A 21154-nucleotide genomic window follows, 5' to 3' on the forward strand; every position below is an offset into this window, starting at 1 on the left:
CTGTTCCTCACATGGCGCTGCCGATCGAGGACTACGCCCTCATCGGTGACCGTCACACCGCCGCGCTGGTCGCGAAGAACGGCTCCATCGACTGGCTGTGCCTGCCGCGCTTCGACTCGCCGGCGTGCTTCGCCGGGCTGCTGGGAGACGACAGTCATGGCCACTGGCAGCTGTGCCCGACCGCCGACTACGAGGTGAGCCGGCGCTACGTCGACGACTCGGTGGCCCTGGAGACCACGTTCACCACCGACGACGGCTCGGTGACGTTGCTCGACGTGATGCCGACCGGCGACAAGCGGTCGGACGTGGTGCGCGTGGTCACGGGTATCCGCGGAAAGGTACGACTGCGGCACGAGTGGGTGGTGCGCATGGACTACGGCCGGATCATCCCGTGGGTCCGGCGCCGTGACCTGCGTGGTGAGGAGACGATCACGGCCGTCGCCGGGCCGGACAAGCTGATCTTGCGAGGCAGCCGGTTGCCCGTCGGCGACAAGCGCCGCCATCTGGACGAGTTCGACGTCGAGGCGGGGCAGACCCTGACGTTCTCCATGACCTGGGTCCCGTCCTACGAGCGCACCCCTGCCGGCGCAGACCCCCCGATCATGGAGACCATCGCCGACGAGCGTGAGTGGGCCTCACGCTGCCATGAGGACGTGCCGCACGTCGCCGCCGTACGCCGCTCGCTGCTCACCTTGCGCCTGATGACCCACGAGCAGACCGGAGGCATCGTGGCCTCGCCGACCACCTCGTTGCCGGAGGACTTCGGTGGCGAGCGCAACTGGGACTACCGCTACTGCTGGCTGCGCGACGCAGCCCTGACCATCGAGTCGCTCATCGACGCGGGCTACACCGACGAGGCGCGGTTCTGGCGGCTCTGGCTGCTGCGTGCCGTCGCCGGCGATCCGGACGACCTCCAGATCATGTACGCCGTCGACGGCGCCCGACACCTGCCCGAGCACACGCTCGACCACCTGCCCGGGTACGCCGGATCTCGCCCGGTGCGCATCGGAAACGCGGCTGTGGAGCAGAAGCAGGCCGACGTCCTGGGCGAGGTGATGATCGCTCTCGCGGCCGCGCGCGGAGCGGGCCTCGAGGACGACCCGTACGCCTGGGACCTCCAGCGGTCGCTGGTCAACCGACTGGTCGACACCTGGGAGGAGCCCGACCACGGGATCTGGGAGATCCGCGGGCCGCAACGCCGGTTCACCCACTCGCGGGTGATGGTCTGGGCGGCGTTCGACCGCGCGGTGCGGGCCGTCGAGGAGGACGGGCTCGAAGGTCCGGTGGACCGTTGGCGCGCGGCCCGAGACCGGGTGCGCGAGGAGGTCATGACGCGTGGTTTCAACACCGAGCGGAACACCTTCACCCAGCACGACGAGACCGACCAGGTCGATGCCTCGCTGCTGGTGCTCCCCCTGACCGGTTTCATCGCCGGGGACGATCCGCAGATGCTCGGAACGATCGAGGCCATCGAGCAGGACCTGATGCGTGACGGTCTGCTCATGAGGTACCGCACCGAGACCGACGTCGACGGGCTCTCTGGTGGCGAGCACCCGTTCCTCGCGTGCTCGTTCTGGCTCGTGTCCGCCTACGCCGCCGCCGGCCGTCTCGACGACGCGCATGCCCTCTTCGACCGGTTGGTCGGACTGGTCAACGACGTCGGCCTGCTGTCGGAGGAGTACGACCCGGTGAACCGACGGATGGTCGGCAACTTCCCGCAGGCCTTCAGTCACCTGACCCTCGTGCAGGCGGCGTTCCGGCTGCGTACGGCGGCCCGCGCGGTGCGCTGAACGGCCGACGGCCCGCCCCGCGGGTGCGGGACGGGCCGTGGGCGTCGAGCTCGGGGCTAGGTCACCTCACCAGGTTGATCCGCACGATGGTGCGAGCCGTGGTGAGCAGCGGGCTGCCGAGGTACTTCACCTTGACCCGGTAGGTACCGAGCTTGCCGAGGTGCGGGAAGTCGATGACGACCTTGCCGCCGCTCAGCCGTGCGGTGATCGACTGGGCGGTGCCCATGACCGTCAGCCGGACCCTGCCCCTGACCGGGATCCCGTCGGGAGCCACGACGCGCACCCGGACCTTGGCACCCTCGGACCGGTCGATCGTGCTGGGCACGTTGACCTTCACCTTGGGCGTGGCCTTGAGCACCCGGAAGGTCACCGTGCCCGTGGACGGGGCGAAGAAGCCGGTGCCGAGGTACTCGAGCCGCAGCGTGTTGACGCCCGGCTTGAACCGCTTGGCCGGGAGCACGAGCGTGCCGCGACCCGCGGTCAGGCTGGCAGTGCCGACAAGCACGTCGTTGGCGTCGAACACCTGGACGTCGCCGTCTGCGGTGTCGCGGCTGACGGCGATCTTGAGCAGCCCCTCCTTGCCGTACGTGTACTGGTCGACCGCTCCGGCCACCGTGGTCGGCGCCTTGGGCGAGACCTCGACCGGCACCTCGAAGCTGGTGCCCGTGTTGTTGCCCTCGACGACCAGTGTCGACGTACCTTCCGGCGTCAGCGCCGGCAGGACCACGTCGACCGAGGCAGTGCCCGACTCGTCGTTGGTGTTCTTGGCGGTCCCGTTGAGGACGACGGGCGTCGTCCGCACCGTCTCCACCGGGAAGGTGCCGAGCGTGGTGCCACCCAGCCTCACGGTGACGTTGTCGTCCGTCACTGCTCCGACCTCGGTCATCGACAGCGAGGTGAGGTCGAACTGGACGTGTGCGCTGCCGGCTCGGTAGGTCGCCGGGGCGTCGTCTGGGAAGTCGACGCCGATGGCCTGCTGCCTGTAGCTGATCGGCAGCGGAGCATCTCCCTCGGCAGTGTTGGCGAACTCGTCCATGTAGTCGACCATCGCCTGCAGGTCGACCATGCCGGTGTCCTTCTTGTTCGTGCCACCGGCGAAGGCGCTGAAGTTGTCGCCGCCGGCCGAGAGGAACGAGTTCACCGTCACGGAGTACGTCGCGGCCAGGTCGATCGGCGTGCCGTTGAGCCACATGCGGTCGACGGTCAGGGTGTCGGGGTCGTAGGTGTACTCGAAACCCTTCGACACCCCCAGCCTCAAGAAGCTGCGCGACGCGGCGTCGGGCTGCACCTGCTGGTTGAGCGCCGCCTTGATCTGGGCGCCGGTCAGGTCCATGTTCACCAGGGTGTTGGCGAACGGCTGGACGTTGGCCGCCTGTGCGTAGGTGATCCCCTTCGGGAACGGGCCGGCGTCGCCGACCATGTCCGTGCGGAGGCCACCGGGGTTCATGAAGGCGATCTGCGCAGCCCCACGCTCCGGGGTCGACGTCGCCCAGCGCTGGACCTCGGCAACCAGGTTGCCGAGGGTGGACTCGCCACCACGGTTCTCCGCGTCGGTGGCGAAGGTCGCTCGCGCGAACGGCGCGGCGATCTCCCCGAGCTTGACCGAGCCGAGCGTGGCAGCCGCGTCGTGGGCAGCGGTGACGATGGCCGCGGTGGCGGTGTCCTCCGGGTAGTTGAACGGGCCGGCGTTGGCCGCCTTGAGCTGCAGGATCGACTGCGTGGTGCCGAGCAGCTCGCCCGTGTCAGCGTCGACCGTGAAGACCAGCTTGTCCAGGTACGTGCCGTACTGACCCGCCGAGACCACCGGCCGTCCGTCGATGTTGCAGTCGTAGCGCTGGTGGGTGTGGCCGGAGATGATCGCGTTCACGTTGCTGTTGACACCGGCCACGATGGCACCGAACGGTGTCGTTGGCAGCGCGACGTCGTCGCACGTCTGGCCGCCCTCGTGCACGAGCAGCACGATCACGTCGGCACCGGCTGCCTTCAGGTCATCGGCCTCCTGGTTGACGGCGGCGACGATCGGTGTGATGTCGAGCATGGCGATGCCGTCGGGCGACACCAGCGAGGGCAGCTCCTCGGTGACCGCGCCGATGAACCCGACGTCCACGCCAGCGACGGTCTTGACCCAGGAGGGCGCCAGCGCGTCGGAGCCGTCGGACGCCATCTTGACGTTGGCGCCGAGGTACTGCCAGTTGGCACCACCCTGCGGATTGGTGGTCGCGTCGTACGGCTTCATCACCCGGTTGACCAGGTCGTCGTAGCCCTTGTCGAACTCGTGGTTGCCCACCGAGGAGACGTCGAGGCCGGCCTCGTTCATCGCGTCGATGGTGGGCTTGTCCTTGTCGATGAACGAGTCGAACAGCGTCGCCCCGATGATGTCGCCGGCGGCGGCGAAGATGGTGTTGGGGTTCTCGGTGCGCAGCTGCTTGACGGCGCCCGCCACGACCGCCGCACCGGGCACGAGCGAGCCGGTCTCGTTCTGGAGGCGGCCGTGGAAGTCGTTGGACCCGATGATCTGGATGTCGACAGGAGAGGCCGCGTGGGCAGACGGTGCCAGCACGGCCAGGCCGGCGAACGCCAGCGCGGCACTGGTCAAGGCGGCGATACGCCGCGGGTTGGTGGACATGCGGTTCCTTACGGTCGAGAGGGCAGGAAGCTCCCCCGAAAGCAAGCCCCCCTCACCCCGGACAAGGGTGATGTCGCGTCACCCTAACCCCGCAGGTCCACCCGTCGACCCACCCAACAGGTAACGAATCAGCGCCCCGCTGATTGGCGAATGTTGCCTCGTTGGCGCCACACGTCGCGGAAGAACTCATAGCCGGACCACAGGGTCATCGCCACCGCACCGGCGAGCATCACCTGGGCGAGGTAGAAGAGGATCTCGCCGAGGGTCTCCCACGGCTCGCCGCTGACCTGGCGCAGCGGGAGGCACAGCGTCGACAGCGCGATCGCCTGCAGCACCGTCTTGACCTTGCCCGACTGGGCGGCGGCGACCACGACCTGCCTGAGGATCGACAGGCGCAGCAAGGTGACACTCCACTCGCGCAGCAGCACGACGATGGTCACCCACCACCAGATGTCGCCGACGACCGAGAGACCGATGAAGGCCATGCCCGTGATCGCCTTGTCGGCGATCGGGTCGGCGATCTTGCCGAAGTTGGTGACCAGGTTGCGCTTGCGCGCGATGTCGCCGTCGATCTTGTCGGTGATCATCGCCCCGACGAACAGCGCGAAGGCGACCGCTCGCCACAAGACCGAGTCACCGCCGTCGTGGAGCAGCGTCCACCCGAAGAAGGGCACCATCACGATGCGCAGTGCCGTCAGCACGTTGGGCAGGTTCCAGTTGCTGGCCTCGGGGTTGGTCATCGCGCCACCTCAGCCACCAGGTCGACACCCTCGCTCGCCGTCACTGTCGCCGTGACCAGGTCGCCCACCACGACCGGACGGTCCACCAGCAGCGTCGTCGTACCGTCGACCTCGGGGCCCTGGTGGGCCGCCCGGCCGACGATCTCGGTGCCGTCGACCGATTCGACCAGCACCTCGACGGTCTCGCCGATCCGCTCCTCGGCACGTTGGGCGGTGAGCTCCTCGACCAGCGCCGTGACGTGGGAGACCCTGGCGCGCACCTCGTCGTCGTCGAGCTTGTCGTCGAAGCGCGCGGCCTCGGTGCCGTCCTCGTCGGAGTAGCCGAACACCCCGGTCACGTCCATGCGCGCCGCGACGAGGAAGTCGCAGAGCACCTCGAGGTCGGCCTCGGTCTCACCGGGGAAGCCGACGATGACGTTGGAGCGCACCCCCGCCTCGGGGTTGAGAGTGCGCACGCGGTCGAGCAGCCCCAGGAAGCTCATCGAGTCTCCGAAGCGACGCATCCGGCGCAGTACCGGCCCACTGGCGTGCTGGAAGGACAGGTCGAAGTACGGCGTGACCCCAGGCGTCTTGGCGAGTACGTCGACCAGTCCGGGCCGCGTCTCGGCCGGCTGCAGGTAGGACACCCGCACCCGCGCGACGCCCTCGACGGCGGCGAGCTCGGGCAGCAGCGACTCGAGGAGGCGCAGGTCGCCGAGGTCCTTGCCGTAGGACGTGGAGTTCTCGCTGACCAGGAACAGCTCGCGAGCCCCCTGGCCGGCCAGCCAGCGCGCCTCGTCGAGCACCTCGGTCGGGCGACGGCTGACGAAGGAGCCGCGGAAGCTGGGGATGGCGCAGAACGAGCAGCGGCGGTCGCAGCCGCTCGCCAGCTTGAGGCTGGCGGTGGGTCCCCGGTCGAGCCGGACACGCAGGCTGGCCGGCGCGTGCCCCGGGACGCTGAGCGCCGAGGTCTGGATCGTCGCGGAGCGTTCGACAGGCGTGATCGGTAGCAGCTGCCGGCGGTCGCGAGGCGTGTGCGGCTGGTGCTGCTCGCCGGCCAGGATCCCCCGGAGCCGAGCGGCGATGTCGGGGTAGTCGTCGAAGCCGAGGACCGCGTCTGTCTCGGGAAGGCTGGCAGCCAGGTCAGCGCCGTAGCGCTCGGCCAGGCAGCCCACGGCCACGACCTTCTGCGTGCGGCCGTTGGCCTTGAGATCGGCCGCCTCGAGCAGCATGTCGACGGAGTCCTTCTTGGCCTGCTCCACGAACCCGCACGTGTTGACCACGACCGTGTCCGCCGCCTCCGGGTCCTCGACCAGCGTGAAGCCACCCGCCGCAAGTCGCCAGGCCAGCTCCTCGGAGTCGACCTCGTTGCGGGCACAACCCAAGGTCACCAGCGCGACGGATGTGGACATAGGCCTCCGAGTATGCCGTCTGGCGGGGGCGGTCAGGGAATCACCGGCCGGCCGGGTAATCCGTGGGTTGTCGGCCAATGCTTGCCGTGCCAACCCAAAGATCCGGCCGACAACGTCACGCGACCTATCTACGCTGGCTCGCCCGGAAGGCTGCCCGGACGGCTTCGGCGGTCCGTTCGCGGCGATCAAGGTCTGCCCAGACGAACCTGAGGCACCGCCAGTTCGTCACCTGACGAATCAGGTCTTCGCGGCGCTTCTCGCGGACCACGACGGCGGACGGCGCCTCACCCAGCTGGTTCGGACCACCGGAGTACTTCGTGAGGCCGTCGATCTCGACGAACGTGTCGAACTGCGGCCACGCGAAGTCGACCCGGCCGATAAGGCGGCCCGACGCATCCCTGATCTCCACCTGCGACTGCGGCGCGGGCAACCCCATGCACCAGCACAGGTAGCGAAATCGCGTCTCAGCCGGCGACTCGCACTTGGGATCGCTGAGCCTGACCGCCAGGTCCATCGCCAGCGAGTTGGGCCAGAAGTTCATCCGTCTCGCCATCTCGGCCAGATCGCTCTGAGAGAAGACCAGCCGATGGAGCATGTCGTCCATCGGGATCAGCGCCCGCTCGGTGTCGGTCACCGTGGTCAGCTCGAGGGCCGCCCTGACCGGTGAGGTGACCCTCAGACCACCCACGTCGGCGATGTCGGCATCGGCAAGGAGTCCGCGATGTTGGCGAACCCCGGCTGCAGAGCGTCCGGATCGACCGTCGTCGCGGGTGAGATGGACCTCGGAGAGGTCGAGTCCCCAGGTCGCCGCACCGTGATGGAGCACTGCCGTCGTGTGTGAGAGCGCATGGCTGACACGACACGTGCGCGACACCATCCGAGAGCGGACGAGATGGTGTCCGACCTCGTCGAGCTGCCTCCACAGATCGGTGTAGAAGTAGCCGCCCTGTCGGACCCTGACCCAGTGCTTGGACCTCAGCCTCGCGGCGATGGCGTTGTCGTCGTAGCCCAGCCCGAGAATCTCGCGGCGCAGAAACCCGTCACCGCGCAGACAGCACTCCCACAGCACATCTTCCACGGCGACATCGTCGGTCAGACGGGCGACCGTTCGCTCGGACCGAGCCCCTACCTGCGGACAACTGGCTCGTGCGCGCAGACGTCGTTCTCAGCAGGGCAGAGTTGTCGGCCATTTCTCTGGGTTGGCACGACATGCATTGGCCGACAACCCAGGGATTACCCGGCCCACCGGGTAATCCCTGGAGCCAGCCGTCACCGCACTACGAACGTCCCGGAACCAGGGGAGCCGGCCTTGCCGAGGGCGCCGCGGTCCTCGCCGTCGACGGTGACGGTGACCGAGCCGTCGGTGGCCTGGATGCGGACGGGAGGTGAGACCGAGAGGGTCTTGGACGCACCGAAGGCGATATCCCCGGTGAATACGACCGAACCTTCGCCGTCGCGGACGATGACGCGCGCGCCGGATGCTGGGGCAGAGATCACCACGGGGACCTTGGCGGCAGCAGCCGCACCCTGCTGGTGGGGGCCGCCGGAGCCGTTGAGCACGGGCTGGTCGCGCAGGTCCACCGGTGCGTCCATGACCAGGCGCGCGATCGACCAGGCCAGCACCAGGGCCATCACGGCCGCCACCAGGACCGACCAGTTGGGTCCGCCGCGAGTGGCACGGATGCCACCGCTGTGGGCCAGCTCCGCCTCGAAGACGCGCCGCGCATTGACCGGTGCGTCGGCGTACCGCTCGTCGTAGGACGCCAGCAGCGGTGCGGCATCGACGCCGAGGACCCGAGCCAGGGTGCGGATGTGGCCGCGGGCGTAGAAGTCGCCGCCGCAGGGCACGAAGTCATCGACCTCGATCGACTCGATCACGTGAGGGCGGATCCGCGTGCGTTCGGCCAGCTGGTCGACGGAGAGACCCAACCGGCCGCGCGCGGCCGCGAACTCCACCCCGATCACCGGCTCCTCGGCCGGCTCGATGGCGAAGTCGTCGACCACGATCGTCTCGAGCAGGTCGCCGGTGACCACGATCGGCCGCACGTCGGCGCCATAGCTGCTCCAGCCCTCGACCTCCAGGTCGACCGAGCCCGGACGACGCAGCTCGAGCGCCTCGGGGAGCTGGCGGGTCGCGTCGTCGTCGTAGGACGCGTCGGCCTTCAGCGCGTTGGCACCGGCCACCTGCTCACGCGGCAGGTCGCGCGTGACCTCGGTACGACGACCCGCCACCGGCTCGCGCAGCGGACTCGGCGTAGCGCTGGCCACGACCGGGTCGGGGATCAGGGACGGACCATCGGCGCCGGGTGTGTCGACGTCAGGTCGTGAGCGCAGGCGAGCCGCCACCATGCCGATGCCGTGGGCGATGACCGGACCCGGGTGGGTCCACCGACGCGGTGGCTGCGGAGTCTCCACCTGACCCAACGGCCCTTCGTGGTCGGTCACGTCCTCGGGCGGCTCGATCCCGTCGGCCGACTCCCCCACCGGGCCGGCGACGATCTCGGTGCGTCCGTCGGCAAGCGATCGAAGCGGCGCGACGATCCCGGTCCCGAGATCGGCTGAGCGCAGCACGCGGGTGGCCAGCGTCAGCGGCACCACGAACGGCGCACCGTGCAGTCGGCGCGCAAGCCTCGCGGCCCGTCGCGCCCCGGCGTCTGCCTGCTCCAGCACTCGCGAGGAGTTGCGCGGGACCAGCACCAGACGTCCGTCCTGCAGGCCGCGGCGCCCGATCACCTCGACCCTGCGCAGGGAGCCCCAGGTCAGGCCCACCCACGAGCGGCCCATCCGCAACCGCACCCCCTGCTCGTCGGCGACCAGCAGAGGCGTGCGGGCGTCGAGCAGTGCGGCCAGGTAGGCCACGGATACCAGGCCCATCAGGGCACAGACGGCCCAGTCGCCGACGGCACCGGTGTCGACGGCCCTGGCCAGGTAGGCGATGGCAACGCCGCCGGCGACCACGCCGACGAACGCGGCCAGGCTCGCGCGCCGTCGTACGTCGAGGGTGGCCGGTTCGTCGCCCGTATCACCCGACTCGCCCGACTCGCCTGTCTCCTCGGGCTCGGTGCTCACCGGAGGCGGCAACGGCCCGAAGTCGGTCGGCACGTCGAACTCGACGAGCTCGTCGTCGCACTGCTCGGGCCGGGTGGTGGGTGCGGTCTCGTCAGCCATCGGTATCTCCCTGGAGTGTCGCGATCACACCGTCGATCTCGTCGGGCTTGACCAGCACGTCGCGGGCCTTGGAGCCCTCGCTCGGGCCGACCACTCCCCTGCTCTCGAGGATGTCCATCAACCGGCCGGCCTTGGCGAAGCCGACGCGCAGCTTGCGTTGCAGCATGGATGTCGAGCCGAACTGGGTGGACACCACGAGCTCCACCGCCTGGATCACCAGGTCCATGTCGTCGCCGATGTCGTCGTCGAGCTCGCGCTTGGACGCCGCCGGTGCGGTGACGTCCTCGCGGTAGGTCGGTGTCAGCTGGCCCTTGACGTGCTTGACCACCTGGTGGACCTCGGCCTCGGTCACCCACGAGCCCTGCACGCGTACGGACTTCGAGGCGCCCATCGGCAAGAACAGTCCGTCACCTTGGCCGACCAGCTTCTCGGCGCCCGGCTGGTCGAGGATGACGCGGCTGTCGGCCAGTGACGAGGTGGCGAACGCCAGCCGCGAGGGCACGTTGGCCTTGATCAGACCCGTGACCACGTCGACAGAAGGCCGCTGGGTCGCGAGCACCAGGTGGATGCCGGCTGCCCGCGCCAGCTGGGTGATGCGGACGACCGAGTCCTCGACGTCGCGCGGCGCCACCATCATCAGGTCGGCCAGCTCGTCGACGATGACGACCAGGTACGGGTACGGCGTGAGCTCGCGCTCGCTGCCCTGTGGCACCTGCACCTTGCCGGCACGCACCGCCTTGTTGAAGTCGTCGACGTGACGGAACCCGAAGTTGGCCAGGTCGTCGTAGCGCATGTCCATCTCGCGCACGACCCAGGCCAGCGCCTCGGCGGCCTTCTTGGGGTTGGTGATGATCGGGGTGATCAGGTGCGGGATGCCCTCGTAGGCGTTCAGCTCGACCCGCTTCGGGTCGACCATGATCATGCGTACCTCGTCGGGAGTCGAGCGCATCAGCAGCGAGGTGATCATCGAGTTGATGAAGCTCGACTTGCCGGAGCCGGTGGCGCCGGCAACGAGCAGGTGCGGCATCTTCGCGAGGTTGGCGACCACGAAGCCGCCCTCCACGTCCTTGCCCAGCCCGACCACCAGCGGGTGGTGGTCCGAACGCGCGGTGCCGGACCGCAGCACGTCGCCGAGCGACACGATCTCCTTGTCGACGTTGGGGATCTCGATGCCGATCGCGGACTTGCCCGGGATCGGCGAGAGGATCCGCACGTCCGCCGAGGCGACGGCGTAGGCGATGTTCTTCGACAGCGCGGTGACCTTCTCGACCTTGACGGCCGGGCCGACCTCGACTTCGTACCTCGTCACGGTGGGGCCCCGCGTGTAGCCGGTGACCTGGGCGTCGATGCCGAACTCCTCCATCACCTGGGTGAGGCGTTCGACCACGTCGTCGCTGGCCTTGGAGCGCGCCTTGTGCGGCGAGCCGGCGCGCAGCACGTCGTTGCCCGGCAGCGTGTAGGCGATGTCGCCGGACAGCGCGAGCTGCTCGACCCGCTGGGGCAGCGGGGCGTGGGGCGGCGGCTCGAGCTCACCATCGACAGCCGCCACCTCCGCGGTGGCGTCGGCGTCGGCCTTCCCCCTGCGCTTGCGGACCTCACGGTCCTCCAGCACGGGCGAGTCGTAGGCGGGATCACCCATGGTGGGGTCGATGGAGCCGGTGTCGACCATGGAGCCGACGCGCGAGCGCCGGGAGCGCGACACCCGGATCGGCTGGGTGGGCTCGCCCTCGAGGTCGTCCGAGGCCTCGGGGGGAGTGCGCCCGAGCAGGCGGTCACGCAGGGCGGCCAGCCGCTGCGGCACCTGGTAGACGGGGGTCGCGGTGATGACGAGGATGCCGAACAGGCACAGCAGCACCAGCAGCGGCACCACGACGTACGGCGTACGCAACAGGTCGAGGAGCAGGCTGGCCACCACGAAGCCGACGGCCCCGCCGGCTCCCTGCAGGTCGGTCGCGTCGCCGAGCTCGGGCTGGGGGCTTCCGTTGGCGATGTGGACGATGCCGAGGACACCGAAGCCAAGGGCCACCCACCCCACGATCTGACGCCCGGCCGGCCCGTTGCGCTCGGGGTCGCGCATGTTGCGCCAGCCGATCAGCACGAGCATCAGCGGCACCAGCCAGCCGACCTTGCCGACCGAGCCGGCCACGACGGTGCGCACGGTCTCCATCACCGCACCCGGCAGCTGCCACCAGACGGCGGCCGCGGCGACGACGGCCAGCCCGATGACGAACAGGCCGACGCCGTCGCGACGCTGCTCGGGGTCGAGGTCGCGGGCGCTGCGTCCGATCGACCGCGCCACGGCACCGAGAGCATGCGCGATGCCCAGCCACACTGCCGCCACGCCCCGCCCCAGGGCCGCGAACACGCGGAACACCGGCCCGGGACCGCTGCGGACGGCGCGCGGCGCCGGCCGACGGGTGCGCGTGGGCGCGCGCTTGCTCGAGGACCGCCGCTTGCGGCTGGTGGTCGTACTCCGCGCTCGGGTGCTCGAACCTCCGCGTCCGGCCTTGGTGCGGCCGGACGTGGACGTGCTCTTGCTCCGCGAACCCGGCGGGGAAGACGTACGGGTCGCCATGGAACCAAACGTATGCCAACGTCACACCAGTCACACGGACCACACGGCGTTTGCCGCGCGTGTCCCGGGTCCAGCCGCGCGATGCCTCGGCCCGAGGGCCCCGCCAGACCGCTGGCGGGGCCCTTGGTTTCTGCGATGATGTGGCCTCGTCGTGGTGAGGAGAGGTGTGAGCGAACCGTCCCCGGTCATCGCCGTCGCGGTGGACGCCGCATCCGTCGAGCGCCCCGTCATCGACGAGTGGGCCCGCGAGCAGGACCCGCCCGTCACGGTCGTGCTCGACGCCGTGACGGGCACCGGTGACGGGCTCGGCGCTGCATTGGCGTCCTACGACGACGCGCTGGTCGTGCCGGTCCGGGTCGCCTGGCTGCCCACGGTCGAGCGCAGCAAGGGCAGCTCGCGCATCTCCGAGCTCGCGCTGCTGGCCACGCCGAAGCGGCCGGCCACGTGGCTCTCGCGGCGACTGGCAGCGCTCTCACCCGGCCGGCGCCGGGTGCTGGCCGGCGAGCCCGCCACTCTCAGCGAGCTGCGCAAGCGGTTCCGCGAGACGACCGGCGTCGACGGCGACGCATCGGACGAGGCCGACCTTGACGCCTTCGGGGCGTTCGTCCGGCGCTCGGCGGTGGTCACCCTCGAGCGCGACGAACGCGCCGAGATCGGCAACCGCTACAAGGTGCCCCACGCGGTCAGCGAGGAGATCTTGGCGCGCAAGGAGTTTCGCGACGAGATAGCCGAGGTCGCAGGTGAGATGGGGCTGACCCTCGCCGAAGGGCTCGAGAAGGCCGAGGAGTGCCTCGACGAACTGGTCGCCGTCCAGAGCCGCGCCGCGGTCGACATGTTCTACGCGATGATGGAGCCGCTCCACTCCTCCACCTGGCAGGTGGTCGCCGACCAGTCCGGCCTGGCCCGGCTCCGTGAGCTCAACAAGCGCTACGCCCTGGTGTTCTTGCCGGCTCACCGCTCCTACGTCGACACCTTGGTCCTCGGTGACGTGCTCGCCCGCAACGACTTCCCGCGCAACCACGTGATGGGCGGCAACAACCTCCGCATCTGGCCGATCAGCGACCTGGCCCGCAGGGCCGGCATCGTGTTCATCCGGCGCAGCTTCGGCGACGACGAGATCTACAAGGCGGTCGTCCAGGAGTACTTCGCGTTCTTGCTGGCCAAGCGCTTCAACCTGGAGTGGTACTTCGAGGGCGGCCGCTCGCGCACCGGCAAGATCCGCAGCCCGCGTTACGGTCTGCTCCGCTACGTCGCCCAGGCGGTGCAGGCCGGCCGGGTCGACGACGTCTACCTGGTGCCCACCTCCATCACCTACGACCGCCTCCACGAGGTCACCAAGATGGCCGCCGAGCAGTCGGGCGGCAAGAAGCAGGCCGAGGGCCTGCGCTGGCTGGCCGAGTACGCCCGCACCCAGCGCAACACCCACGGCGGATCTGCCTACGTCCGCTTCGGTAAGCCGATCGCGATCCGCTCCTGGCTGCCCCCCTCGGATGCCTCCGACGACGACCAACGCGCGGCTCTGCACAAGATCGCCTTCGAGGTCGCGGTCGGCATCAACCAGACCTCCCCCCTGACCGCCAACGGGCTGCTCGCCCTCACCCTGCTCGGCGTTCGCGACCAGTCGCTGACGCTGAGCCAGATCGAGCGGATCCTCGAGCCCGTCTTGGCCTACATCGAGGCGCGAGGGCTCCCGGGCATGGGCCTGGAGCGACTGCAGGACCCGGTCCAGCTGGGCGCGGTGCTCACCGGTCTGGTGCGCGCCAAGGTCGTCACCGTCTACGACAAGGGCGAGGAACCCGTCTACGCCGTCGAGCGCGGCCAGCACCTGGTCGCCGCCTTCTACCGCAACAACGCCATCCACTGGTTCGTCAACCGCGCGATCATCGAGCTCTCGGTGCTGTGGACCTCACAGCAAGACACCGACAACCCCTGGCTGACGGGCTGGACCGAGGCCAAGCGGATCCGCGACCTGCTGAAGTTCGAGTTCTTCTTCCCCGACCGTGACACCTTCGAGTCCGAGCTGCGCACGGAGCTCGACCTGCTGGCACCCGGCGCGTCGGACGCGTCCGAGGCGCTGCGCGGGTCGGGGGTGCTGATGGCCCACCGCGTGCTGCGCTCCTTCCTCGACGCGCAGCTCGTCGTCGCCGACCGCCTGGCTCACTGCGACCCTGCGGCGCCGGTCGACAGGGCCGCACTGCTCGAGGACTGCGACCGGATCGGTCAGCAGATGCTGCTGCAGCGCCGACTGCACTCACCGGAGTCGGTCTCGCGCGAGCTGTTCAACTCCGCGCTCGACCTCAAGGCCAACTTCGGGCTGCTCGAGGCAGCCGAGGGACAGTCGCTCGACGACCTGCAGCGCCGACGTACCCAGCATCTGGAGTTCGTCACGAGCCTGATCGAGCGCACCCAGCTCATCGAGTCGCTGGACGCAGCCAACCGAGCGGAGGTCACTGGTGTTGTTGTCTGAGCGCCTGGCGCAGGTCTACTCCGGACCCGAGGGCCCGCAGGTCGCCGCGTTCTTCGACTTCGACGGCACCTTGATCCACGGGTTCTCGGCCGTCGACTTCTACCTCGACCGGATCCGCAGCGGAAAGGTCGGCCCGCTGGAGGCCATCCGCACGACCGCCCTGGCCCTGCGCGGGGTGGAGACCGAGGAGGACTTCGAGAAGCTGGTCGCGATCGGGCTCGCCGGCCTCGACGGGCACCACGAGGACGACGTGACGGCGGTCGGCGAGCGGGTGTTCGCCAAGAAGCTCGCAGCGCGTGTCTATCCAGAGGCCTGGCAGCTCGTGCAGGCCCACCACCGGATGGGCCACGTCGTCGTGCTCGCCTCGTCTGCCACGCGCTTCCAGCTCGAGGCGGCAGCGCGCACCCTGAGCATCGACCACGTGCTCAGCACTGCCCTCGAGTCCGGCGAGGACGGGATCCTCACCGGGCGAGCCGACGGACCCACGCTGTGGCGGGCCGGCAAGGCGCGCGCCGTACGCGAGTTCGGTGAGCTCCACGACATCGACCTGGCCGCCAGCTACGCCTACTCCAACGGCGACGAGGACATCGACTTCCTCAGCCAGGTCGGCTTCCCGGCGGCCACGACGCCGGAGGACAAGCTGCGCGAGCACGCCACGGAGCACGGCTGGCCGGTGCTCGACTTCCGCAGCCGGGGCCTGCCGAGCGTGGCCACCATCGCGAGGTCGGCCGCTGCCATGGGCGGCATCTTGACCGGCATCGGCACCGGCGCGGCGTTCGGGCTGCTCAACGGCAGCCGACGCACGGCGATCTCCTCGATCATGGCGTTGTCCTCGGAGTACTCCCTCGCGCTGGCCGGCGTACGCCTCGACATCATCGGCGAGCAGCACGTATGGGAGCAGCGGCCCGCGGTGTTCGTGTTCAACCACCAAAGCCAGCTCGACGTGTTCGTGATCTGCCACCTGCTGCGGCGTGACTTCACCGGAGTGGCCAAGCAGGAGCTGACCAAGGACCCCGTGTTCGGGCCACTGTTCAAGTTCGCGGGAGTCGCGTTCGTCGACCGTCAAGGCGGGGGCAACCCGCGCGAGGCTCTGGCACCAGCGGTCGCCAAGCTGAACGACGGCATCTCGGTCGTGATCGCGCCCGAGGGCACGCGGTCATTGACACCGACGCTCGGCGACTTCAAGACCGGCGCCTTCCACCTGGCCCGCGAGGCCGGGGTGCCGGTGGTACCCATCGTGATCCGCAACGCCGGCGAGCTGATGTGGCGTGACTCGCTGACCATCAAGCCCGGCACCGTCCAGGTCGCCGTGCTGCCGCCCATCGACGTCTCGGCCTGGCCGGCCGACCAGGTGCGCAACAAGACCCGCGAGGTCCAGGAGATGTTCGCCGAGACCCTGGCCCACTGGCCCGGCGAACCCCGCCCCGCCCCCAAGACCCCCACACCCCCCAAGAAGGCCGCCCCCAAGAAGGCCGCCCCCAAGAAGGCCGCCCCCAAGAAGGCCCCGGTGAAGAAGGCCGTCGCCAAGAAGACGGTGACCAAGAAGTCCGCCTCGACCCGCCGCCGTACGACCTGACGCCGTAGACCTGACCCCCTTGTAACGCGGGGTTATTCGCTCTGCCCACGCGTCCAGTCCCGTGGGCAGAGGGCACAACCCCGCGTTACAAGCTCGCTCGTACCCTCAGGCGGTGCCGCTGAACCAGGGGTTGCGGAGGTCGTAGAAGGCGGTGCCGCTCATGTCGCCCATGGCCTTCTTGAGCTCGGCCTCGACGTCGGCGGGCATCGGCTTCTGCTCGCCCTCGCGGGCCGCGGCCTCGGAGGTGAAGTAGATGGTCTGGGTGAAGTCGCCGTCGTCGGCGATCGCGGTCGTGCCGCCGATGATCTCGGGGCGCATCTGGCTCAGGCCGTCCATCGGCTGCTGGCTGAAGGCGCGGAACGCATCGGCGTCGGCGGCCTTGCCGCGCATCACCTGCACGAACCCGGCATCGTTGGACCCACCGCCCAGCCAGGCGACCGCGTCGTCGTAGTCGGCGAAGCTCGGCTCACCGTCGAAGCAGGTGGCGGTCTCGCGCCACCACGCGTCCTGCTCGGGGCGGGCCGAGTTGGCCTCGGCGTGCGCGCGCGACTCGAACCGGACCACGGCCACGGCGGTGCCGTCGTCGGTCACCCCGCCGGTGCTGCCGAGGAACCCGTCGGCCCCGCCGGCGATCGTCTCGTCCCACAGATCCATCTGCTTGCGCAGGCGATCGGCATCGGTGCACCGACCTTGCAGAACCTGGATGAACATGGCTGCCTCCTGACTGCCGAGAGGCCGCTTCCCGCTGAAGTGGTCAGCGCCTGACGCTACGCCGGTCCGAGATGAGCGGACAGATGCCAGTTCTTACGCCTCGATGACCACGGGGATGATCATCGGTCGGCGCCGGTGCTCGCGGTTGACCCAGCGGCCGACGACCCGGCGTACGACCTGCTGCATCTGGTAGGAGTCGGTGTTGCCCTCGGCGGCGGCCCGGTCGAGCGCGTCGATGATCGGCTGCTTGATCTCGTCGAAGGTCGAGCTGTCCTCGGCGAAGCCGCGCGCGTGGATCTCGGGACCGCCCGCGACCTTGCCGCTCACGGAGTCGACCACCACGATCACCGAGATGAAGCCCTCGGAGGCCAGGATCCGGCGGTCCTTGAGCGAGGACTCCGTCACGTCGCCGATCGACGAGCCGTCGACGAAGACGTAGCCGCACTCGACCTTGCCGGCGATGCTCACCTGGCCGTGGACCAGGTCGACGACGACACCGTCCTCGGCGACGACGACGTTCGCGGCCGGGACGCCGGTGCGTCGGGCCAGCGCGGCGTTGGCCAGCATGTGCCGGATCTCGCCATGCACGGGCATCACGTTGCGGGGCTGGACGATGTTGTAGCAGTAGAGGAGCTCGCCGGCGCTGGCGTGACCCGAGACGTGCACGAGCGCGTTGCCCTTGTGCACGACGTTGGCGCCCCAGCGGGCCAGGCCGTTGATGACGCGGTAGACGGCGTTCTCGTTGCCGGGGATCAGACTGCTGGCGAGGATGACGGTGTCGCCCTCCTCGATGTGGACCAGCTGGTGGTTGCGCTGGGCGATCCGGCTCAGTGCCGAGAGCGGCTCGCCCTGGCTGCCCGTCGAGATGAGCACCTGACGCTCGGGCGGCAGGTCGGCGAGCTCCTTGACGTCGACGAGCACGTCGGCCGGCACGTGGAGGTAGCCGAGGTCGCGAGCGATGGCCATGTTGCGGACCATCGAGCGTCCGACGTACGCCGCCTTGCGGTCGTGGGCCACCGCGGCGTCGAGGATCTGCTGGACGCGGTGCACGTGGCTGGCGAAGCAGGCCACGATGATCCGCTGCTGGCTGGTGTGGAAGACGCGGTCCAGCACGGGACCGATGTCCTGCTCGGGCGTGGTGAAGCCAGGCACCTCGGCGTTGGTCGAGTCGGTCAGGAAGAGGTCGACCCCCTCCTCCCCCAGCCGGGCGAAGGCGCGCAGGTCGGTGATGCGTCCGTCGAGCGGCAGCTGGTCCATCTTGAAGTCGCCGGTGTGGAGCACCATCCCGGCACCGGTGCGGATCGCGACGGCGAGCGCATCGGGGATCGAGTGGTTGACCGCCACGAACTCGAGGTCGAAGGGACCGAGCGTCAGCCGGTCTCCCTCCTTGACCACGTGGTGCACGGTCTCCTTGAGACGGTGCTCGCGCAGCTTGGAGTCGAGCAGCGCCAGCGTCAGCTCGGACCCGACGAGCGGGAGATCCTCGCGCTCACGCAGCAAGAACGGTGTCGCGCCGATGTGGTCCTCATGGCCGTGCGTCAACACCAGCGCCTCGACGGCGTCGAGCCGGTCTCGGATGGCCTCGAAGTCGGGGAGGATCAGGTCGACGCCAGGGTGGTGGTCCTCGGGGAACAGCACGCCGCAGTCGACGATCAGCAGCCGCCCGTCGTACTCGAAGACCGTCATGTTCCGGCCGACCTCACCGAGGCCGCCGAGCGGGATGACCCTCAGCCCTCCGGGGGCCAGGGGCGCGGGTGCGGAGAGCTCGGGATGGGGATGACTCAAGAGATTCCTTTGCTAGATCAGGTGTGAGGCGGCCAGACCCTTGCGGAGGGCGGCCACCTCGTCTTCCGAGAGCGGCACCAACGGGCCGCGCACGTTGCGGTTGTCGAGCACGCCGAGCAGCTGCAGGCATGCCTTGGCAGTCGTGGCACCGTAGTTGGGCACGCCCATGATCGCGTCGTTGGCCGGCAGCAGGCGTTCGTACGTCGAGAGTGCGGCTGCGTGGTCCCCGGCCACGAAGTCGCGGATCATGCCGGCGATCTCGTCACCGGCTGCGTGGCCGACCACCGACACGACGCCTTGGGCACCATGGGCCAGCCAGCCGAGGTTGGCGGCGTCGTCGCCGGAGTAGAGGTCGTAGCCCATGGCCATGATCCTCACGCCCCGGGCGTAGTCGCCGACGGCGTCCTTGACGGCCACCACCGTGTCCCACTGCTTGGCGGCCTCGTAGGTCTCCAACGCGATCTGGGTGCCGGTGCGGCCCGGCACGTCGTAGAGCATCACCGGCACGCCGGTGCTCTCGACGACGCAGCGGAAGTGGTGGAGGACGCCGGCCTGCCCTGGCTTGTTGTAGTAGGGCGTGACCAGGAGCAGCGCGTCAGCGCCGAGCTTCTCGGCCTGCTGGGCCAGCTCGACGGAGTGGGCGGTGGCGTTGGTGCCGACGCCGGCGATGACGGTCGCCCGGTCTCCCACGGCATCGATGACGGCACGCAGGATGTCGCCGTCCTCGGCGACGGTCGTAGTGGGACTCTCGCCGGTGGTGCCGCTGACCACGACCCCGTCGTGTCCGTGGTCGACCAAGTGGGCCGCGATCCGAGCGGTGCCGTCGAGGTCGACGGAGCCGTCGTCGTGGAAGGCGGTCGCCATCGCCGTCAGCATCCGGCCGAAGCGCGGACCAGAGGCGTGGATCGTCATGGGCCAAGGCTAGTGGGTGACGTGCGGCATGATCTCCTCCGCCACGAGGTGCAGGTGGTCGAGGTCGTCGAGGTCGAGGGTCTGCAGATAGAGACGGGATTGGCCGGACTCCGCGTAGCGGCCCACCTTGTCGAGCACCTCGCTGACCGTGCCGCCGAGCTGCTCGCTGCGCAGCGTCTCGGGATCGTGGCCGATCGCCGCGGCACGCCTGTGGAACTCCGCCTCGTCCCGGCCCACGCACAGGACCAGGGCGCTGGAGTGGATCATCGACGCCGGGTCGCGGTCGATCTCCTCGCAGGCCCGGCGCACGCGCTCGTGGACCTCGAGCCCTTCCTCGAAGGCGGTGAACGGCACGTTGTACTCGTCGGCGAACCTGGCAGCCAACGCGGCCGAGCGCAGCTTGCCGGCCCCGCCGATGATCACGGGCGGCTTGGCCTGGTGCGGCTTGGGCAAGCCGGGTGAGTCACTGACCTGGTAGTGCTTGCCATCGAAGGAGTAGCGATCGTCGTTCGCGTGACCGCACGCCCAGAGCCCCGTGATGATCTCGACCTGCTCCTCGAGCATCTCGAACCGCTCGCGGACGTCGGGGAACGGCACGGCGTAGGCCGCGTGCTCCTTGCCGAACCACCCGGCGCCGATGCCCAGCTCGACGCGTCCGCCGCTCATCTGGTCGACCTGTGCCACCTGGACCGCGAGCAGACCCGGCCACCTGAACGTCACGCTGGTGACCATCGTGCCGAGACGGATCGAGCTGGTCTCGCGGGCCAGAGCGCCGAGGGTGACCCAGGCGTCGGTCGGCCCAGGCAGTCCATCGGTGCCCATGCCGAGGAAGTGGTCGGAGCGGAAGAACGCCCCGAATCCCAGCTCCTCGGCCTTCTGGGCCACCCTCAGCAGGTCGTCGTACGACGCTCCCTGCTGCGGCTCGGTGAACACGCGCAGCTCCATCGCAGCCATGCCGTCAACCCTGCCAGACGGCTAGCGTGGCCCACGTGAGCATTCGTCGCAGGATGCTGGCGTGGAGCAACCAGTTCGGGGTGTGGCTCTACCGGCGGACGTCGGGCGCTGCGGGTGGCGGCGCCGCAAAGGTGCTGGTCCTCACGGTGCCCGGTCGGCGGACGGGGATACCGAGGTCGACCTGCATGGCCTACGTCGAGACTCCCGGGGGGCTGTTGGTGTGGGGCAGTGCCTCAGGCGCCTCGAGCGATCCCGACTGGTTCCGCAACCTGCGGGCCGCAGAGCGCGCCGAGATACAGGTCGGCACCCAGCACCGAACGGTCACGCCGCACGAGCTGCGCGGCTCCGAGCGAGCAGAAGCCTGGCGCCTGATCCTCTCCACGAGACCTAACGTCGCCCGCTACGAGCGGAAGGCCGGTCGCACCATCCCGGTAGCCCTGCTCGCCGACTGACGGTGGC

The 21154-nt window shown here is 69.5% G+C and carries 14 protein-coding genes; 4 read left to right on the forward strand and 10 right to left on the reverse strand.

The features are described 5' to 3' along the window. Positions 1 to 11 precede the first annotated feature (11 nt). Positions 12 to 1790 (forward strand): glycoside hydrolase family 15 protein, encoded by a 1779-nt coding sequence (locus ISU10_RS04415; protein ID WP_194695158.1) that lies wholly within the window; start codon positions 12 to 14, stop codon positions 1788 to 1790. 61 nt (positions 1791 to 1851) lie between these two features. On the opposite strand, the gene ISU10_RS04420 is transcribed toward ISU10_RS04415, so the two are convergent. The 6 genes from ISU10_RS04420 to ISU10_RS04445 all read right to left on the reverse strand — a co-directional run bounded on the left by ISU10_RS04420 (position 1852) and on the right by ISU10_RS04445 (position 12290). After that, a complete protein-coding gene (locus ISU10_RS04420) occupies positions 1852 to 4416 on the reverse strand; it encodes a bifunctional metallophosphatase/5'-nucleotidase (protein ID WP_194695159.1) in 2565 nt (854 codons plus the stop codon). 128 nt (positions 4417 to 4544) lie between these two features. Further along, positions 4545 to 5156: a CDP-diacylglycerol--glycerol-3-phosphate 3-phosphatidyltransferase gene (pgsA, locus tag ISU10_RS04425; RefSeq protein ID WP_194695160.1), complete on the reverse strand. Its 612-nt coding sequence runs from the start codon at positions 5154 to 5156 to the stop codon at positions 4545 to 4547. Then, positions 5153 to 6547: a 30S ribosomal protein S12 methylthiotransferase RimO gene (gene rimO / locus ISU10_RS04430; protein WP_194695161.1), complete on the reverse strand. Its 1395-nt coding sequence runs from the start codon at positions 6545 to 6547 to the stop codon at positions 5153 to 5155. The genes pgsA and rimO overlap by 4 nt, the downstream gene beginning before the upstream one ends. Before the next feature lie 124 nt (positions 6548 to 6671). Next, complete coding sequence (locus ISU10_RS04435; RefSeq protein ID WP_194695162.1) at positions 6672 to 7625, reverse strand: hypothetical protein; 954 nt, start codon at positions 7623 to 7625, stop codon at positions 6672 to 6674. Between the two features lie 191 nt (positions 7626 to 7816). Continuing rightward, entirely contained in the window at positions 7817 to 9715 is a 1899-nt protein-coding gene (locus ISU10_RS04440) for a helix-turn-helix domain-containing protein (RefSeq protein WP_194695163.1), read from the reverse strand. After that, a complete protein-coding gene (locus ISU10_RS04445) occupies positions 9708 to 12290 on the reverse strand; it encodes an FtsK/SpoIIIE family DNA translocase (RefSeq protein WP_194695164.1) in 2583 nt (860 codons plus the stop codon). The genes ISU10_RS04440 and ISU10_RS04445 overlap by 8 nt, the downstream gene beginning before the upstream one ends. A gap of 166 nt (positions 12291 to 12456) precedes the next feature. Here ISU10_RS04445 and ISU10_RS04450 point away from each other — a divergent pair, with 166 nt between their 5' ends. Both ISU10_RS04450 and ISU10_RS04455 read left to right on the forward strand, forming a co-directional pair. After that, the gene (locus tag ISU10_RS04450; RefSeq protein ID WP_194695165.1) at positions 12457 to 14757 is read left to right on the forward strand and encodes a glycerol-3-phosphate 1-O-acyltransferase; all 2301 of its coding nucleotides are present in this window, start codon (positions 12457 to 12459) and stop codon (positions 14755 to 14757) included. Then, positions 14747 to 16333 carry an HAD-IB family hydrolase gene (locus tag ISU10_RS04455; protein ID WP_228499514.1) on the forward strand — a complete coding sequence of 529 codons (1587 nt, stop codon included), beginning with the start codon at positions 14747 to 14749 and terminating at the stop codon, positions 16331 to 16333. Before ISU10_RS04450 ends, ISU10_RS04455 begins: the two co-directional genes overlap by 11 nt. 105 nt (positions 16334 to 16438) lie before the next feature. On the opposite strand, the gene ISU10_RS04460 is transcribed toward ISU10_RS04455, so the two are convergent. From ISU10_RS04460 to ISU10_RS04475, 4 genes are all read right to left on the reverse strand, one after another. Further along, entirely contained in the window at positions 16439 to 17044 is a 606-nt protein-coding gene (locus tag ISU10_RS04460) for a hypothetical protein (RefSeq protein WP_194695167.1), read from the reverse strand. Between the two features lie 93 nt (positions 17045 to 17137). Beyond that, on the reverse strand, positions 17138 to 18829 hold the full coding sequence (locus ISU10_RS04465; protein ID WP_194695168.1) for a ribonuclease J: 1692 nt from the start codon (positions 18827 to 18829) through the stop codon (positions 17138 to 17140). 12 nt (positions 18830 to 18841) lie between these two features. Next, positions 18842 to 19741, reverse strand: a complete 900-nt coding sequence (gene dapA / locus ISU10_RS04470) for a 4-hydroxy-tetrahydrodipicolinate synthase (RefSeq protein WP_194695169.1) — start codon at positions 19739 to 19741, stop codon at positions 18842 to 18844. A 9-nt stretch (positions 19742 to 19750) separates the two neighbouring features. Continuing rightward, positions 19751 to 20695, reverse strand: coding sequence for an LLM class F420-dependent oxidoreductase (locus ISU10_RS04475; RefSeq protein WP_306442083.1), 945 nt, complete (start codon positions 20693 to 20695; stop codon positions 19751 to 19753). A 35-nt stretch (positions 20696 to 20730) separates the two neighbouring features. On the opposite strand from ISU10_RS04475, the gene ISU10_RS04480 reads away from it, so the two are divergent. Then, the gene (locus tag ISU10_RS04480; RefSeq protein ID WP_194695170.1) at positions 20731 to 21147 is read left to right on the forward strand and encodes a nitroreductase/quinone reductase family protein; all 417 of its coding nucleotides are present in this window, start codon (positions 20731 to 20733) and stop codon (positions 21145 to 21147) included. Positions 21148 to 21154 lie beyond the last annotated feature (7 nt).

Source organism: Nocardioides agariphilus, from assembly GCF_015352445.1.
Taxonomy (GTDB): domain Bacteria; phylum Actinomycetota; class Actinomycetes; order Propionibacteriales; family Nocardioidaceae; genus Nocardioides; species Nocardioides agariphilus.

Bases quoted from the DNA above. Each gene is read 5' to 3' on its own strand.
- ISU10_RS04460 (WP_194695167.1), bottom strand. From the start codon at position 17,044: ATGTTCATCCAGGTTCTGCAAGGTCGGTGCACCGATGCCGATCGCCTG.
- ISU10_RS04415 (WP_194695158.1), top strand. From the start codon at position 12: ATGGCGCTGCCGATCGAGGACTACGCCCTCATCGGTGACCGTCACACC.
- ISU10_RS04445 (WP_194695164.1), bottom strand. From the start codon at position 12,290: ATGGCGACCCGTACGTCTTCCCCGCCGGGTTCGCGGAGCAAGAGCACG.
- ISU10_RS04475 (WP_306442083.1), bottom strand. From the start codon at position 20,695: ATGGCTGCGATGGAGCTGCGCGTGTTCACCGAGCCGCAGCAGGGAGCG.
- rimO (WP_194695161.1), bottom strand. From the start codon at position 6,547: ATGTCCACATCCGTCGCGCTGGTGACCTTGGGTTGTGCCCGCAACGAG.
- pgsA (WP_194695160.1), bottom strand. From the start codon at position 5,156: ATGACCAACCCCGAGGCCAGCAACTGGAACCTGCCCAACGTGCTGACG.
- dapA (WP_194695169.1), bottom strand. From the start codon at position 19,741: ATGACGATCCACGCCTCTGGTCCGCGCTTCGGCCGGATGCTGACGGCG.
- ISU10_RS04420 (WP_194695159.1), bottom strand. From the start codon at position 4,416: ATGTCCACCAACCCGCGGCGTATCGCCGCCTTGACCAGTGCCGCGCTG.
- ISU10_RS04440 (WP_194695163.1), bottom strand. From the start codon at position 9,715: ATGGCTGACGAGACCGCACCCACCACCCGGCCCGAGCAGTGCGACGAC.